This window comes from Helicobacter pylori Shi112 (assembly GCF_000277405.1).
GTDB lineage: Bacteria > Campylobacterota > Campylobacteria > Campylobacterales > Helicobacteraceae > Helicobacter > Helicobacter pylori_C.
The window spans coordinates 1,497,547-1,513,204 of the sequence record NC_017741.1 but is presented as its reverse complement, the minus strand read 5'-3'; the positions used below and the strand labels follow the sequence as shown (position 1 = coordinate 1,513,204).

Sequence of the window (15,658 nt, the reverse complement as noted above, 5' to 3'; positions counted from 1 at the left end):
TATCAAAAATAAAGGGAAAAGACTGGATGTTGAAAAGAATTATATTGTTAGGGGCTTTGGGTGTTGGAGCGAGCGCTGAAGAGAGCGCGGCTTTTGTGGGAGTCAATTACCAGGTGAGCATGATACAAAATCAGACTAAAATGGTGAATGACAACGGCTTGCAAAAGCCTTTGATAAAGTTCCCGCCTTACGCAGGAGCGGGTTTTGAAGTGGGCTATAAGCAATTTTTCGGTAAGAAAAAATGGTTTGGCATGCGTTATTATGGGTTTTTTGACTACGCGCACAACCGCTTTGGCGTGATGAAAAAGGGTATTCCGGTGGGCGATAGCGGGTTTATTTACAATAGTTTCAGTTTTGGAGGGAATACTTTAACGGAGAGGGATTCCTATCAGGGGCAATACTATGTCAATTTATTCACTTATGGTGCAGGGCTAGATACGCTGTGGAATTTTGTGAATAAAGAAAACATGGTTTTTGGTTTTGTGGTGGGAATCCAATTAGCCGGGGATAGTTGGGCAACGAGCATTAGTAAAGAGATCGCTAGCTATGCAAAACACCACAGCAATTCTAGCTATAGCCCGGCTAATTTCCAGTTTCTATGGAAGTTTGGGGTCCGCACCCATATCGCTAAACACAACAGCTTGGAATTAGGGATTAAAGTGCCTACGATCACGCACCGGCTTTTCTCTATCACCAACGAAAAGGGATACACCTTACAGGCTGATGTGCGTAGAGTCTATGCGTTTCAAATCAGTTACTTGAGGGATTTTTAACCCCTTTTTAGATACAATCACACTTAAAACTATCCATTTAAAGGTGTGAAATGGCAAATTTAGAAAATTTAGACTGGAAAAATCTAGGCTTTAGCTACATTAAAACGGATTTTCGCTTCATCGCTAGTTATAAAAACGGCTCTTGGTCGCAAGGCGAATTGGTTAGCGAAAATGCGTTACAAATCAGCGAAGGATCGCCGGTTTTGCACTACGGGCAGGCTTGTTTTGAAGGCTTGAAGGCTTACCGCTCTCAAAAGGGGAAAGCTCTACTTTTTCGCCCTTTAGAAAACGCCAAACGCTTGCAAACTTCATGCGAAAGACTGCTCATGCCCAAAGTGAGCGAAGAGCTGTTTTTAAGGGCATGCGCTGAAGTGGTGAAAGCGAATCAAAAATGGCTCGCTCCTTATAAAAGCGGGGCGAGTTTGTATTTGCGCCCTTTTGTCATAGGTGTGGGGGATAATTTGGGGGTGAAGCCGGCCAGCGAATACCTTTTTATCGTGTTTTGCGTGCCTGTGGGGGCGTATTTTAAGGGGGGCATAGAAAAAGGAGGGGCTAGGTTTATCACTACGGCGTTTGATAGGGCCGCGCCTAAAGGCACCGGTGGGGTGAAAGTGGGGGGGAATTATGCTGCAAGCCTGTTAGCCCACAAAATAGCCACAGAGCAAGGCTATGATGATTGCATTTATTTAGACCCTACCACGCACACTAAAATTGAAGAAGTGGGGGCGGCGAATTTTTTTGGCATCACGCATGATAACGCCTTTATCACCCCGCATTCGCCAAGCATTCTGCCAAGCATTACAAAAAAAAGCTTGATGGTTTTGGCTAAAGAATATTTGAACCTCAAAGTAGAAGAGAGGGAAATCCTAATGGATGAGTTGGGCGCGTTTAAGGAAGCTGGAGCGTGCGGGACAGCTGCGATCATTACGCCCATTAAAGAAATCGCGCACAATAACAAGTCTTATTTTTTTGAAGCACCGGGCAACACCACTAAACAACTCTATGATTTGCTTTTATCCATCCAGCAAGGCGAACAAAAAGCCCCCAAAGATTGGATTTTTGAAGTTTGCTAAAAGGTTAAAATTTATAGCTGTATGCCGCATAAAATAAGGGCGAAGTCTCAAAGCGTTTGGAGCTAGAAAGCAATCTGGCGGTGGGTAAGATTTTAAACCCTAATTCAATGCGGTGTCTTAAAAAAAGCGTGAGCATGACCCCCCCATTAATCGCTAAGCCCCCTGAAACCACAGAATGTTTAAAAAACTTGAAATTTTGCTTGTCTGTATAAACGACTAAAGCTCCCCTAGCTCCCCCAAACGCCCCCAAATAATGCTTATAACTCCCTAAAGGAAATTCCATAATAACATCCAAACCCACCGCAAGCATGGTAAAAAAAGAGTTTGTAGGATCTTTATGGCTTTGGTAATTCACTTTTCCTGACCCAAGATCCCATGCAAAAACCCCCCTAATCCCGATATACTTTTTAAAAAAACTTTGCACACCGGTTTTTAAATCAAGCGTTGCAATCCAATCTTTCATTTCTTGGCCTTGATAGTCCTTAATGGCTTCTACAGCGCCAAACCCTCCTAAAAAATACCACCCGCTTTTTTTACGAGTGAGCTTTTGGCGGTTAATGATGCTTCTATAGAGTTTTTCATGGGCTTCTTGGTAATTTTTTTTAGGGGTTTTATCGTGCAAAATAGGCATTGCATCAAGGGGAAAGACAACAAAACCCCCCATTAAGAAAACACAAAAAAAAATGATTTTTTTAAACATTTTAAAAATAATCAATCCTTTATCAAATAGAATATCGTTTAACTTTTTGTTTTATCATTGTGTTAAAATAGTCGTTTTAACAAACAAAATTTTGTTAATAGATTTTACCTAATCTAAGAGAGAATATATTTTAATGAAGACAGAGAAACAAAAATTTTTAGAAATGCGTAAAGATGGGGCGAACTCTGTGCTGATTTTAAGAGGGGATTGGGATTTTAAAACGAGCGTGTTTCGTTTAGATGAGTTGAAAAAAAAATTATTAGATCATCAAGGGTCTTTAAAAGTGGATTTTTCAGGGTGCCAAAAAATAGATTTTGTTTTTGGCATGTTTTTATTTGATTTGGTTAAGGAGCGTTCTTTAAACATTGAATTGTGCAATGTGAGCGAGAATAACGCATGCGCTTTGAAAGTGGTTAAAGACTGGCTTGAAAAAGAAGAGGATTTAGAGTCTAAAAAAGCGGGCAAACGATACGAACTCATGATCACTAAATTGGGTAAGAGTATCGTAGAAACTTACAACACCTTTTTAAACGCGTTCAATTTTTGCGGCATGATTTTATTTTACTTCATTAAAAGCGTTTTCAACCCCAAACGCTTTTGCATCACTCCTTTGCTTTATCATATCAATGAATCTGGGTTTAAGGTTTTGCCCGTGAGCATTTTAACGGTGTTTATCGTGGGGTTTGCCGTTGCTTTACAAGGGGCTTTGCAATTGCAAGACATGGGCGCGCCTTTAATGTCGGTGGAAATGACGGCTAAACTCGCTTTAAGAGAGATCGGCCCTTTTATTTTAACCCTTGTGGTTGCTGGGAGGAGCGCGAGCAGTTTTACTGCGCAAATTGGGGTGATGAAGATCACTGAAGAATTAGACGCGATGAAAACCATGGGCTTTAACCCTTTTGAATTTTTAGTGTTGCCTAGGGTGTTAGCCTTAGTGATTGTTTTGCCTTTATTGGTGTTTATTGCCGATGCGTTCGCCATTCTTGGTGGCATGTTTGCGATTAAATACCAATTGGATTTGGGCTTCCCGAGTTATATAGACAGATTGCATGACACAGTGGGTTGGAATCATTTTTTGGTAGGGATTGTCAAAGCCCCTTTTTGGGGGTTTGCGATTGCGATGGTAGGGTGCATGCGCGGGTTTGAAGTCAAGGGGGATACTGAGAGCATTGGGCGCTTGACCACCATTAGCGTCGTGAATGCGTTGTTTTGGATCATTTTCTTAGACGCTGTTTTTTCTATTATCTTTTCTAAGTTGAATATATGATGAGCGCTACTGACAATCAAGTCTTAATTGAAGTGAAGGATCTCCATAGCGCTTTTGGGAGCACCATTATCCATAGGGGCGTGAGTTTTAGCGTGCATAAGGGCGAAGTGATGGCGATTTTAGGGGGTTCAGGGAGCGGTAAAAGCACGCTTTTAAGGTGCATGATCTTGCTCAATCGCCCTACAAAGGGGGAAGTGTTGCTTTTTGGGGAAGATATATGGAAACTCAAAGAAACAGAGCAGCAAAAGATTTTTAACCGCTGCGGTATTTGCTTCCAGTTTGGGGCGTTGTATAGCTCTTTAACGGTTTTAGAAAATGTGGGTGTCATGCTAGAGCAATACGGCGCTTATTCTAAAAAAATTGTTGAAGAAATCTCTAAAATGTGGATTGAAAAAGTGGGTTTGCCCCCTAGGGCTTACCACCTTTACCCTTATGAATTGAGTGGGGGGATGAAAAAGCGCGTGGGTATCGCTAGGGCTATGGCGACTAATCCGGAGATCTTATTTTTAGATGAGCCAACAAGCGGGCTAGATCCTTATAGCGCGGGCAAATTTGACGAACTTATCATGACGCTCAAAGAGAGCTTACAGCTTACGGTGGTGATGATTACGCATGATTTAGATTCCGTGCATGACTGCGTGGATCGGTTTATCATGCTCAAAGACGGGCTATTAGAGTTTAATGGGGATTTAAAAGATTTTATCAAAAAAGCTCAAACTCAAGGGCTAGATGAAGGCAATTTATTCAATTCAACACGAGGAGAGAAATTTTGGAAAGGCATGTGAATTACACTTTAATCGGCGGGCTCTTCTTTTTATGCTTAGTGTGCATGGTAGGCTTTATTTTATGGCTAGGCCATTTGGGATTAGAGGACGGGAAATATTATGAATATGTGGTTTATACGGACAAAGACTTGGGAGGCATTGCGACCAACTCGCCCGTTAATTACAAAGGGATTCAAGTGGGTAATGTCATCAAGGTGGGTTTTGCAAAGGATAAAGTGGGGGTGGTCCGTTTGGATTTGATGATTAAATCCAGCGTTAAGATCCGTAAAGACTCCAAAGTAGCGGTTTCTTCTAGGGGGTTTATGGGGTTAAAATTTTTAGCCTTAGAGCAAAGCCACAATGAAGAATTTTATGGCAGTGGCGATAAAGGGGAGCGGATTTTGATCTTTAAAGAAGGGTTTATGGATCGCTTGAGCGTGGATGCTAATCAAGTGATGCAAGAAGTGATGAAAGCGATTAAAAATGTGAATAAGATTTTAGATGATGAAAATGTGGAAAAATTCAAGCACATTCTTGTTTCAGTAGATGATCTTATCGCTAACTTGGATTCAAGAAAGGTGCAATTTGACGCTTTAATCAAAAACGCTAACAACCTCGTTTCTAGCGCCAATAATGTGGCTTTAGATGTGGATAAGCGCTTAAAAGAAGGGCAATACGACTTTAAAGCGATGTTCACTCCCTTAATCATGCAAGCGCAGTTGAGCTTGAGAAACATTGATAATTTTGTGGAAAAAGGCTCTGCTTTGATAGACAAATTTGACGCTAACCCCTATAAAACGATTTTTGGAGAAAGGAAATAATCATGAGAGCTACGGCGATAAAAATCTTTTCACTCTCATCAGCATTAGCCCTATTGCTTCAGGGTTGCTTGAGCATCAATTTAAAACAAATGCTACCAGAGATCAGAACTTATGATTTGAATGCGAGTTCTTTTGAAATCACGCAATGCCCTAAACCTTTGACTGAAGTGAGGCTCATTAGTATTTTGAGCGCGGATTTATTCAACACTAAAGAGATCGTGTTTAAAGCCAAAGACGGGCAGATCACGCATGGGAAACACCAAAAATGGATAGACTTGCCTCGCAACATGTTAAAAACCATGTTCATGCAAGAAGCGCAAAAAGCATGCTTAGGCGTGGCTTTGCCCCCTTATGGCGCGGGCGCGCCAACTTATGCGGTCCGTTTTACGATTTTATCGTTTTCTCTTTTAGAAAAAGAAAATTCTACCTATAGGGCGGAATTTGCGCTAGGCTATGATATTAGCGTGAAAGGCGATTCGCATTCTGGAGTGATCGTTAAGCATGAAAATATTTCTAGCCTGGAAAACAAAACGACCAAAACGACTAAAAATGGCAATCAAGATTTTCAAGAAAGCGCGATACAATCCCTCCAACATGTAAGCGAACAAGCGATGCAAGAAGCGATTTTTTTGATTAAAAAAGCGATTGAAGCGCAAAGCGTAAGCCCATTAAAAAAATAAAACATAAGGAGGAATTGTTTGAATTTACGATTGGCTGGAGCAAGCGTTTTAACGGCTTGTGTCTTTTCTGGGTGTTTTTTTTTAAAAATGTTTGATAAAAAACTTTCTAGCAATGATTGGCATATCCAAAAAGTAGAAATGAACCATCAAGTGTATGACATTGAAACCATGCTCGCTGATAGCGCTTTTAGAGAGCATGAAGAAGAGCAAGATTCTTCTCTAAATACCGCTTTACCTGAGGATAAGGCAGCGCTTGAAGCCAAAGAGCAGGAGCAAAAAGAAAAAAGAAAACACTGGTATGAGCTTTTTAAAAAGAAGCCAAAGCCTAAAAGCTCTATGGGAGAGTTTGTGTTTGACCAAAAAGAAAATCGTATTTATGGCAAAGGCTATTGCAACCGGTATTTTGCCAGCTATGTATGGCAGGGCGATAGGCACATTGGAATTGAAGATAGCGGGATTTCAAGAAAAGTGTGTAAAGATGAGCATTTAATGGCGTTTGAATTGGAATTTATGGAGAATTTTAAGGGTAATTTTACGGTAACTAAGGGCAAGGACACGCTCATTTTAGACAACCAAAAAATGAAAATTTATTTGAAAACGCCTTGAGTGGGTTTTTGATTTCAACAATCTAACCGCTAAATTAGGGATTAAAAAGAAATTTTTGATCGCTTTTTAAAGGACTTTTTGAAATCAAAAAGAGGGTTTAGGGGTTTTGTCTGTCATTACAGGGAGTTCTGGATAGAGTATTTTCGGTTTTTTACCCTTTAAGGCTTCAAAGAAAGTTTCAATTTTTTTCGCTTCTTCATCGCTGATTTCAATGCCTAACTGGATAGAGCCCATTTCTTTAATTGCATCCTTGACATCCCAAAATTGCCCGTTATGGAAATAAGGCATCGTTTCGGTGATATTCCTTAAAGTAGGCACTTTCACAAGCCCATTTTTATCGCCTTTGAAATCGCCCACATTAGCGAATTTATAAGGTTTGACCACCCCAAAAGGCTGCATCGTTCCCCCAAGATTAATGCCGTTATGGCAAGCCACACAGCCTTTAGAAATGAATAAATCCAGCCCTTCTTTTTCGGCTTTACTGAGCGCTTTAGGATTGCCTCTTAAAAAATCATCATAACGGCTTGGGGTGATAAGCGTGGCTTCAAACATAGCGATACTATCTGCGATCAATTTAAAATCAATTTTGACTTTGGAGCCATAAGCTTTTCTAAAGAGTTTGACATAGCCTGGCATGGAATTGATTTTTTCTACCACCACTTTTGGATCAGCCCCCATTTCAAAAGAAGACTGGATGGGCCCTTGCGCTTGTTCGTTTAAATGCGTAACCCTCCCATCCCAAAACTGCACATCGTTAAACACAGAGTTATACACCGTTGGGGAGCTTAAAAGGTGGGGGTTTTTCTTCCATTGAGAACCTACAGCGCTTGGGACTAAATCCACCCCGCCTAAGCCCAAATTATGGCATGTGTTGCAAGACACGAGATAGGAAGTGGAAATCCTAGGATCAAAGTAGAGCATTTTGCCTAATTCCACTTGAGCGGGGGTCATAATCTCGCTGTTTTTGGTGCCAATACCCACATCTTTAGTTTTTTTAATCTGGTATTCTTTGAGCGCTTTGCCCATAGGCATAGGCTCTAATTGGCTTTCCCTCGCTTTTTTGATCAGTTCTAAATCGTTCAAGGCATGGGCGCAAGAAAAAGCCAAGCAAACGCCCAATAAAATGGATTTTTTCATGATGAACTCCTAAAATAGCATTAAAAATAATAAAAACTTTCTTATTATAACCACCATTTTAAAATAATTTACCACTAAATGAACCGATAAAGAGTTTTTTAAAGAGCGATAGGTATAATGGTATTAAATCCAAATAGGGGTTATACAATGAAAGAGAATAAAGCCTTCACGCATTTGCACTTGCACACGGAATATTCGCTTTTAGACGGGGCGAACAAGATTAAAATTCTGGCCAAACGCATTAAAGAATTGGGCATGAAAAGCGTGAGCGTAACCGATCATGGGAACATGTTTGGAGCGATTGATTTTTATACGAGCATGAAAAAAGAAGGCATTAAGCCTATCATCGGCATGGAAGCGTATATCCATAATGACGACAACCTTTCTAGCAAAGAAACCAAACAACGCTTCCATTTGTGCTTATTCGCTAAAAACCAAGAGGGCTATGAAAATTTGATGTTCTTAAGCTCTATGGCGTATTTAGAAGGGTTTTATTATTTCCCGCGCATCAATAAAAAACTTCTAAGGGAGCATTCTAAAGGCATTATCGCTTCTAGCGCGTGCTTGCAAGGGGAAGTCAATTACCATTTGAATACTCATAATGAGAGAAACCGCAAGTATGGGGCTAAAGGCTATGATGAAGCCAAAAAAATCGCTTGCGAATACCAAGAGATTTTTGAAGACGACTTTTATTTAGAAATCATGCGCCATGGCATTTTAGATCAGCGATTCATTGATGAGCAGGTTATTAAAATGTCTTTAGAAACGGGGTTAAAAATCATTGCCACCAACGACACCCACTACACCATGCCTAATGACGCTAAGGCTCAAGAAGTGGCGATGTGCGTAGCGATGGGTAAAACCCTAAACGATAAGGGGCGCTTGAAACACTCCGTGCATGAGTTTTACATCAAATCCCCTGAAGAAATGGCAAAGCTCTTTGCAGATATTCCAGAAGCTTTAGAAAACACCCAAGAAATCGCTGATAAATGCGTTTTAGAGATTGATTTAAAAGACGATAAAAAGAACCCCCCAACCCCTCCAAGCTTCAAATTCACTAAAGCTTACGCCCAAAATGAGGGACTGAATTTTGAAGATGACGCTTCTTATTTCGCCTATAAGGCTAGAGAAGGCTTGAAAGAGCGCTTGGTTTTAGTGCCTAAAGAAAAGCATGATCAATACAAAGAACGCTTAGAAAAAGAAATTGAAGTCATTACGAGCATGAAATTCCCGGGGTATATGCTGATTGTGTGGGATTTTATCCGTTACGCTAAAGAAATGGGTATTCCTGTAGGGCCTGGTAGGGGGAGCGCGGCCGGGAGTTTGGTGGCTTTTGCTTTAAAAATCACGGATATTGACCCCTTGAAATACGATTTGCTCTTTGAAAGGTTTTTAAACCCTGAAAGAGTCAGCATGCCTGATATTGATACGGATTTTTGCCAACGCCGGCGTAAGGAAATCATAGAATACATGATTGAAAAATACGGCAAATACAATGTGGCTCAAGTCATCACCTTTAATAAAATGTTGGCTAAAGGCGTGATCAGAGATGTCGCAAGGGTTTTGGACATGCCTTATAAAGAAGCGGATGATTTTGCCAAACTCATACCCAACCGCTTAGGCATCACGCTTAAGGGTTATGAAAAAAATGGCGAGTTCATAGAGGGGGCGTGGGAATTAGAGCCTAAAATCAAGGAATTAGTAGAGAGTAATGAATTAGCCAAACAAGTGTGGGAGTATTCGCTCAATTTAGAGAATTTGAATCGCAATGCAGGCGTGCATGCGGCAGCCTTAGTGGTGGATAGCCAAAAAGAGTTGTGGCACAAAACCCCTTTGTTTGCCTCTGAAAAAACCGGCGGTATCGTTACGCAATATTCCATGAAGTATTTAGAGCCGGTGGATTTGATTAAGTTTGACTTTTTGGGGCTTAAAACCTTGACCGTGATTGATGATGCGCTTAAAATCATTAAAACGCAGCACAAAATTAGCGTGGATTTTTTATCGTTGGATATGGACGATCCGAAAGTGTATAAAACGATCCAAAGCGGGGATACGGTGGGGATATTCCAGATTGAATCCGGGATGTTTCAAGGGCTTAACAAACGCTTAAGGCCTTCAAGCTTTGAAGACATTATCGCTATTATTGCGCTAGGCAGACCAGGGCCCATGGAATCAGGCATGGTAGATGATTTTGTGAACAGAAAGCATGGCATTGAGCCTATCGCTTATGCGTTTAAAGAATTAGAGCCGATTTTAAAGCCCACTTACGGCACGATTATCTATCAAGAGCAAGTGATGCAAATCGTGCAAACTATTGGCGGTTTTAGTTTGGGTGAAGCGGATCTCATCCGTCGCGCTATGGGGAAAAAAGACGCTCAAATCATGGCAGACAATAAGGCTAAGTTTGTAGAAGGCGCTAAAAATCTAGGGCATGATGACCAAAAAGCGGCTAATTTGTGGGATTTGATCGTTAAATTTGCCGGCTATGGTTTCAACAAATCGCATTCGGCTGCTTATGCGATGATCACTTTCCAAACGGCGTATTTAAAGACTTATTACAAGCATGAGTTCATGGCAGCGATGCTCACTAGTGAATCCAATAAGATTGAATCCGTGGCGCGCTATATTGATGAGGTTAGGGCTTTAGAAATTGAAGTGATGCCCCCACACATCAATTCTTCTATGCAAGATTTCAGCGTGGCGGAGTTTAAAAACCAAAAGGGCGAGCCAGAAAAGAAAATCGTGTTTGGTTTAGGAGCGATTAAAGGGGTTGGGGGTGAGCCGATTAAAAACATCATTGAAGAAAGGGCTAAAGGGGATTATAAGAGTTTAGAAGATTTTATTTCACGGGTGGATTTTTCTAAACTCACTAAAAAATCTTTAGAGCCATTAGTGAAATCAGGGAGCTTGGATAATTTAGGCTACACCCGAAAAACCATGCTCGCTAACTTGGATCTGATCTGTGATGCTGGGCGCGCTAAAGACAAGGCTAATGAAATGATGCAAGGGGGTAACTCCCTTTTTGGGGCAATGGATGGCGGGACAAAAGAGCAGGTTATTTTAGACATGATTGATTTGGGCGAACATGACGCTAAAACGCTTTTAGAATGCGAATACGAGACTTTAGGCATCCATGTTTCAGGCAATCCCTTAGACGAGTTTAAAGAAGAAATTAAGGGCTTTAAAAATTTAGTCAAAAGCATTGATATTGAAGAGTTAGAAATCGGCTCGCAAGCTTATTTGCTGGGTAAAATCATGGAAGTTAAAAAGAAAATTGGCAAACGAAGCGGTAAGCCTTATGGCACAGCGGACATTTTGGACAGATACGGCAAGTTTGAACTCATGCTGTTTGAAAAGCAATTGAGCGCTTTAGAAGAGTTGGATATTAATAAGCCTTTAGTGTTTAAATGCAAGATTGAAGAGCAAGAAGAGGTCGCACGATTAAGGCTTTTTGAAATCTTGGATTTAGAGAGCGCTAGGGAGATTAAAATCCCTAAAGCCCGTTATAAAGACCCTGAAAAGCAAAAAGAAGAGGTGCGCGAAATCCCCCCCATTGAAATACTCGCCTCCAGTTCTTGCTCTTTAGCGATCGTGTTAGAAAACGATGTGAAAAAAGAATTTTTAAGACAAATCAAAGAAAGCGCTTTAAAACACCAGGGCAAACGCCCCTTGTATTTGATCATCAAAGACAAGGATAAGCAATTCAAAATCCAAAGCGATTTAATGGTGAATGAAAAGATTAAGGACGATTTTAAAGGGTTAGAGTGGAGGGATTTAGCTTGAGGATCAACCAGTTTTTGGCCCATTACACCAAGCATTCAAGAAGAGAAGCTGAAAAATTGGTTTTAGAAGGGCGGGTGAAAATCAATCATGAGCATGCCAAACTCGCTAGCGTGGTTAAAGAAAACGACAAGGTGTTTTTAGACAAACGACTCATCAAGCCCTTAAAAAATAAAAAATTCAGCGTGCTGGTTTATCACAAGCCAAAGGGCGAATTGGTGAGTAAAAACGATCCCTTAAAACGGCGCGTGATTTATGAAAGCTTGGAGAAAAAATACGCCCATTTTGTGCCTGTGGGGCGTTTGGATTTTGCGAGCGAAGGGGTGCTATTATTGAGCGATAGTAAGGCGGTGGTGAGCGCTTTAATGCATGCGAATTTAGAAAAAGAATATCTCATTAAAATTCAAGGCTTTGTTACAAGAGAGATGGAAAACGCGATGCAAGAGGGCTTGAAATTAGAAAACGCTACTAAGGGAGCGCACCAAAAAACCCCCATTAAAAGCATGGAATTTGCCCCCTTTATTGGTTATGAAATCATCAAAAACCATGCCAAATACTCTAAACTTAGAGTCATTATCAATGAGGGGAAAAACAGAGAATTGAGGCGCTTTTTTGCGTTTTTTAACGCTGGAGTGTTGGATTTAAGGCGCGTTCGTTATGGTTTTGTGAATTTGAATGCCTTGCCGGTAGGGAAAATGCGTTTTCTAAACCGCCAAGAATACAACGAGTTGCATGCGTTTATGGCTAATATGACTAATCTTAAAGGGGATTAGCTTACGAGTTATGCTATACTTTGGAGTTGGGGGAAATAAAAAATAAGGATTATCATGTCAGAAATTATTAACGGGAAGAATTACGCAGAGAAGATCGCTCATCAAGCGGTAGTGGTTAATGTTGGGGCGAGCTGGTGCCCGGATTGCAGGAAGATTGAGCCGATTATGGAAAATTTAGCCAAAACTTACAAAGGCAAGGTGGAATTTTTTAAGGTTTCTTTTGATGAGAGCCAGGATTTAAAAGAGAGCTTAGGCATTCGCAAGATCCCTACTTTGATTTTTTACAAAAACGGGAAAGAAGTGGGTGAAAGGCTTGTAGAGCCCGGATCTTCAAAGCCGATTGAAGACGCGATTAAAACGCTCTTATAAAGGGCATTAAAGAGCCTTGTTTTAAAATAAGAATCCGTAGGAATCTTTTTTAGCCCCTTTTTTTGATAAGGGGGCTAACTTTAAATAGCTTTTTATCGTTTCTTTATCTCAAAAAATCGTTTTTTATCGTTTTTAAATGAGCATGTTTGTTAAAAAAATTTCTTTAATTAAGCTAAAAATGAGCGAATTTGTGGTATTAATGCTCGCAGTGTGAAATTTGTAGGGCTAGAACTTGTAAAATGTGAAAAAAAAGACACATAAAATGCTAAAATCCGCAAAAACACTGACGATGTGTTTATATTAGAAGTTTAAAATTAGGAACGGAAGTATCTGTTTTAAATTTTGAATAGGGAGTTTCTATCACTATGGTATTGAAAATAAAATTAAAAATTATAAGCTCGGTGATTTTGAGCGCTTTATTATGGGTGGGTTGCTCAAGCGAAATGGCAACTTATCAAAATGTGAATGATGCCACTAAAAATACAACTGCAAGTATTAATAGCACGGATTTATTGCTAACCGCTAACGCAATGTTAGATTCCATGTTTAGCGACCCTAATTTTGAGCAACTCAAGGGCAAGCATTTGATTGAAGTCTCAGATGTGATTAACGACACCACGCAGCCCAATTTGGACATGAATCTTCTCACGACTGAAATCGCACGGCAGTTGCGGTTGCGATCTAATGGGAGGTTCAATATCACAAGGGCGAGCGGAGGGAGTGGCATTGCGGCGGATAGCAGAATGGTGAAACAGCGCGAAAAAGAACGAGAGAGCGAAGAGTATAATCAAGACACCACTGTAGAAAAAGGCACTTTAAAAGCCGCTGATTTATCTTTAAGTGGTAAAGTATCTAGCATCGCAGCCTCTATTAGTAGTTCTAGGCAACGCTTGGACTATGACTTCACCCTAAGCCTTACCAATAGGAAAACGGGTGAAGAGGTATGGAGCGATGTTAAGCCTATTGTGAAGAACGCTAGCAATAAGCGTATGTTTTAAGTTTATATTTTTATATTTGAAAGGATGAACAATGAAAAATCAAGTTAAAAAAATTTTAGGGATGAGTGTGATAGCAGCGATGGTGATCGTAGGTTGTAGCCATGCCCCAAAATCAGGTATCAGTAAAAGCAATAAGGCATACAAAGAAGCGACTAAAGGCGCTCCTGATTGGGTTGTAGGGGATTTAGAAAAAGTGGCGAAGTATGAAAAATATTCAGGGGTCTTTTTAGGAAGGGCTGAAGATTTGATCACTAATAATGATGTGGATTATTCTACTAACCAGGCTACAGCGAAAGCTAGGGCTAATTTAGCGGCGAATTTAAAATCCACTTTACAAAAAGATTTGGAAAATGAAAAAACTAGAACTGTAGACGCTTCTGGTAAAAGGTCCATCAGCGGCACTGATACTGAAAAAATTTCCCAATTAGTGGATAAGGAATTGATCGCTTCTAAAATGCTTGCCCGCTATGTCGGTAAAGACAGGGTTTTTGTTTTAGTGGGCTTGGATAAGCAAATTGTGGATAAAGTGCGCGAAGAGTTGGGCATGGTTAAAAAGTAGGGTTTTAATGAAACGCCTTACTATCGCACTCGCTTTGGTGTTGGGGGTTGCGTGGGGGAAAACCTTGCCTAAGTGGGCGAGAGATTGCTCAAAAGAAGTGCAAATTGAAAAGACCCAAACCAAAGATGAAAAAATTTTAGTGTGTGGGATGAGCGATGTATTGCTTTCGGATATGGATTATAGCTTGTCCTCAGCCAGACAAAACGCCTTAGAGAAAGTGATGGAAGCTTTCAAGGAGGATAAAATAGAGATTAAGGCTAGTGAGCTAAAGGCCACTTTTGTTGATACGGATAAAGTTTATGTGCTTCTCAAAATCACTAAGAAACACATCGCTTTAATGAATGAGTAAGGATTAATAATGAAAAAGATTATTCTTGCATGCCTTATGGCTTTTGTGGGTGCCAATTTAAGCGCAGAGCCTAAGTGGTATAGCAAGGCCTATAACAAAACAAACACCCAAAAAGGCTATCTTTATGGGAGTGGTTCAGCCACTTCTAAAGAAGCTTCTAAACAAAAAGCGTTAGCGGATTTAGTGGCGTCTATTAGCGTGGTGGTCAATTCCCAGATCCATATTCAAAAAAGTCGTGTGGATAATAAGTTAAAATCCAGTGATTCACAAACGATTAACTTAAAAACCGATGACTTGGAGTTGAATAATGTAGAAATAATCAATCAAGAAGTGCAAAAAGGGATCTACTACACCAGAGTAAGGATTAATCAAAACTTGTTTTTGCAGGGTTTAAGGGATAAGTATAACGCTCTTTATGGGCAGTTTTCCACCTTAATGCCTAAGGTTTGCAAAGGGGTTTTTTTACAGCAATCTAAGAGCATGGGGGATTTATTGGCTAAAGCGATGCCTATGGAAAGGATTTTAAAAGCGTATTCTGTCCCGGTGAGTTCGTTAGAAAATTATGAAAAAATCTATTATCAAAACGCTTTCAAACCTAAAGTGCAAATCACTTTTGATAACAACAGCGATGCAGAAATCAAAAGCGCTCTCATAAGCGCTTATGCCAGAGTGCTAACCCCTAGCGATGAAGAAAAACTCTATCAAATCAAAAATGAAGTTTTCACAGACAGCGCTAATGGCATCACACGCATTAGAGTGGTTGTTAGCGCGAGCGATTGTCAAGGCACGCCTGTATTGAATAGAAGCCTTGAAGTGGATGAAAAGAATAAGAATTTTGCTATCACGCGCTTACAATCTTTGCTTTATAAAGAACTGAAAGATTATGCCAATAAAGAAGGGCAAGGCAATACGGGGTTATAAGCAAGATATTAATCTTGCTTGCACTTATGATCCAGTTTGGTAGCGTTATTGTTTGGCTTTTGCACCCATTAAAATAACTCTCTGAAAG

At 40.3% G+C, this 15,658-nt stretch carries 16 protein-coding genes; 14 read left to right on the top strand and 2 right to left on the bottom strand.

From position 1 onward, the window contains the following. Positions 1–26: 26 nt before the first annotated feature. Both HPSH112_RS07335 and ilvE read left to right on the top strand, forming a co-directional pair. Positions 27–773 (top strand): outer membrane protein, encoded by a 747-nt coding sequence (locus HPSH112_RS07335; protein WP_000919403.1) that lies wholly within the window; start codon positions 27–29, stop codon positions 771–773. A 50-nt stretch (positions 774–823) separates the two neighbouring features. Continuing rightward, the gene (gene ilvE / locus HPSH112_RS07330; protein WP_001284821.1) at positions 824–1,846 is read left to right on the top strand and encodes a branched-chain-amino-acid transaminase; all 1,023 of its coding nucleotides are present in this window, start codon (positions 824–826) and stop codon (positions 1,844–1,846) included. Between the two features lie 4 nt (positions 1,847–1,850). On the opposite strand, the gene HPSH112_RS07325 is transcribed toward ilvE, so the two are convergent. Beyond that, the gene (locus tag HPSH112_RS07325; RefSeq protein WP_000473397.1) at positions 1,851–2,546 is read right to left on the bottom strand and encodes an outer membrane protein; all 696 of its coding nucleotides are present in this window, start codon (positions 2,544–2,546) and stop codon (positions 1,851–1,853) included. Positions 2,547–2,679: 133 nt separating this feature from the next. Here HPSH112_RS07325 and HPSH112_RS07320 point away from each other — a divergent pair, with 133 nt between their 5' ends. Genes HPSH112_RS07320 through HPSH112_RS07300 form a run of 5 tightly spaced genes read left to right on the top strand, consistent with a single transcriptional unit; the run spans position 2,680 to position 6,684 of the window. Then, a complete protein-coding gene (locus tag HPSH112_RS07320) occupies positions 2,680–3,813 on the top strand; it encodes an ABC transporter permease (RefSeq protein WP_000845749.1) in 1,134 nt (377 codons plus the stop codon). Then, positions 3,813–4,598 carry an ABC transporter ATP-binding protein gene (locus tag HPSH112_RS07315; protein ID WP_014662292.1) on the top strand — a complete coding sequence of 262 codons (786 nt, stop codon included), beginning with the start codon at positions 3,813–3,815 and terminating at the stop codon, positions 4,596–4,598. The genes HPSH112_RS07320 and HPSH112_RS07315 overlap by 1 nt, the downstream gene beginning before the upstream one ends. Next, positions 4,583–5,398 (top strand): MlaD family protein, encoded by an 816-nt coding sequence (locus tag HPSH112_RS07310; RefSeq protein ID WP_000439551.1) that lies wholly within the window; start codon positions 4,583–4,585, stop codon positions 5,396–5,398. The genes HPSH112_RS07315 and HPSH112_RS07310 overlap by 16 nt, the downstream gene beginning before the upstream one ends. Positions 5,399–5,400: 2 nt before the next feature. Then, on the top strand, positions 5,401–6,078 hold the full coding sequence (locus HPSH112_RS07305; RefSeq protein ID WP_001202836.1) for a hypothetical protein: 678 nt from the start codon (positions 5,401–5,403) through the stop codon (positions 6,076–6,078). An 18-nt stretch (positions 6,079–6,096) separates the two neighbouring features. Further along, positions 6,097–6,684 carry an META domain-containing protein gene (locus HPSH112_RS07300; protein WP_001053512.1) on the top strand — a complete coding sequence of 196 codons (588 nt, stop codon included), beginning with the start codon at positions 6,097–6,099 and terminating at the stop codon, positions 6,682–6,684. A gap of 84 nt (positions 6,685–6,768) precedes the next feature. Here the strand turns inward: HPSH112_RS07300 and HPSH112_RS07295 are convergent, their stop codons facing one another. Next, positions 6,769–7,821: a cytochrome-c peroxidase gene (locus HPSH112_RS07295; RefSeq protein WP_000748307.1), complete on the bottom strand. Its 1,053-nt coding sequence runs from the start codon at positions 7,819–7,821 to the stop codon at positions 6,769–6,771. A 147-nt stretch (positions 7,822–7,968) separates the two neighbouring features. On the opposite strand from HPSH112_RS07295, the gene dnaE reads away from it, so the two are divergent. The 7 genes from dnaE to HPSH112_RS07260 all read left to right on the top strand — a co-directional run bounded on the left by dnaE (position 7,969) and on the right by HPSH112_RS07260 (position 15,570). Continuing rightward, the gene (dnaE, locus tag HPSH112_RS07290; protein ID WP_000662084.1) at positions 7,969–11,604 is read left to right on the top strand and encodes a DNA polymerase III subunit alpha; all 3,636 of its coding nucleotides are present in this window, start codon (positions 7,969–7,971) and stop codon (positions 11,602–11,604) included. After that, a complete protein-coding gene (locus tag HPSH112_RS07285; protein WP_000398394.1) occupies positions 11,586–12,374 on the top strand; it encodes a pseudouridine synthase in 789 nt (262 codons plus the stop codon). Before dnaE ends, HPSH112_RS07285 begins: the two co-directional genes overlap by 19 nt. 54 nt (positions 12,375–12,428) lie before the next feature. Next, complete coding sequence (locus HPSH112_RS07280) at positions 12,429–12,743, top strand: thioredoxin family protein (protein WP_001289530.1); 315 nt, start codon at positions 12,429–12,431, stop codon at positions 12,741–12,743. A 365-nt stretch (positions 12,744–13,108) separates the two neighbouring features. Beyond that, positions 13,109–13,741, top strand: coding sequence for a penicillin-binding protein activator LpoB (gene lpoB / locus HPSH112_RS07275; RefSeq protein ID WP_000243161.1), 633 nt, complete (start codon positions 13,109–13,111; stop codon positions 13,739–13,741). A gap of 31 nt (positions 13,742–13,772) precedes the next feature. Beyond that, positions 13,773–14,300 carry an LPP20 family lipoprotein gene (locus HPSH112_RS07270; RefSeq protein ID WP_000795968.1) on the top strand — a complete coding sequence of 176 codons (528 nt, stop codon included), beginning with the start codon at positions 13,773–13,775 and terminating at the stop codon, positions 14,298–14,300. Positions 14,301–14,307: 7 nt separating this feature from the next. Continuing rightward, positions 14,308–14,649: a hypothetical protein gene (locus tag HPSH112_RS07265; protein WP_014534320.1), complete on the top strand. Its 342-nt coding sequence runs from the start codon at positions 14,308–14,310 to the stop codon at positions 14,647–14,649. 9 nt (positions 14,650–14,658) lie between these two features. Then, complete coding sequence (locus HPSH112_RS07260) at positions 14,659–15,570, top strand: LPP20 family lipoprotein (RefSeq protein ID WP_000720378.1); 912 nt, start codon at positions 14,659–14,661, stop codon at positions 15,568–15,570. Positions 15,571–15,658 lie beyond the last annotated feature (88 nt).